General features: G+C 62.0%; 1 pseudogene and 1 riboswitch. The pseudogene reads left to right on the top strand.

Annotated features, from left to right (window positions below):
* Positions 1–12: 12 nt before the first annotated feature.
* Positions 13–210: riboswitch (cyclic di-AMP (ydaO/yuaA leader) on the top strand.
* A gap of 4 nt (positions 211–214) precedes the next feature.
* Positions 215–432 (top strand): annotated as a pseudogene (locus HGO92_RS23535) (C40 family peptidase); the annotation flags it as partial.

The raw sequence follows: 432 nt of genomic DNA, 5'->3' as shown, positions 1-432 counted from the left end.
ACCTCCGGGTGGATTGCCTAGCTCTGCCACTTCCCGGGGTCCGTTCGCAACGATTTCGCATGGCAGAGGCGGGGGAACCAACTTCCGGGCTTCTTAGGAGGCCCTTGGGGTTAAGTTGTGGATGTTCTTGGCTGAGGCCGGGGCTCCCATGGCCGGATGACTCCCATCCGAACCCGACAGCTCACCTCGCAGGCATTGGGAGAGGTAATCACTCGTGTCTAAGAACACTGCTGCTTTGGGCCGCCACCGTGCCGCGCCCGTCCGTACTAGCCCGTTGGAGAGTATTTCCAAGGCTGTTTCTTCGAATGCCGGTTCCGTGGGCCGCCAGGCTGCTGTGATTGCTGCCGCGTCCGGTCTGGTTCTTTCTGTCGGCGTTCCGGCGCAGGCGACCAATATTGAGCGTGAGGCTTCGGTCCAGGCTGCTGCTGCGGC

Source organism: Crystallibacter degradans, assembly GCF_012952295.1.
Lineage (GTDB): Bacteria > Actinomycetota > Actinomycetes > Actinomycetales > Micrococcaceae > Crystallibacter > Crystallibacter degradans.
Note: the sequence above shows the minus strand (reverse complement) of the source record. Positions and strands in the feature narration are given on the sequence as shown.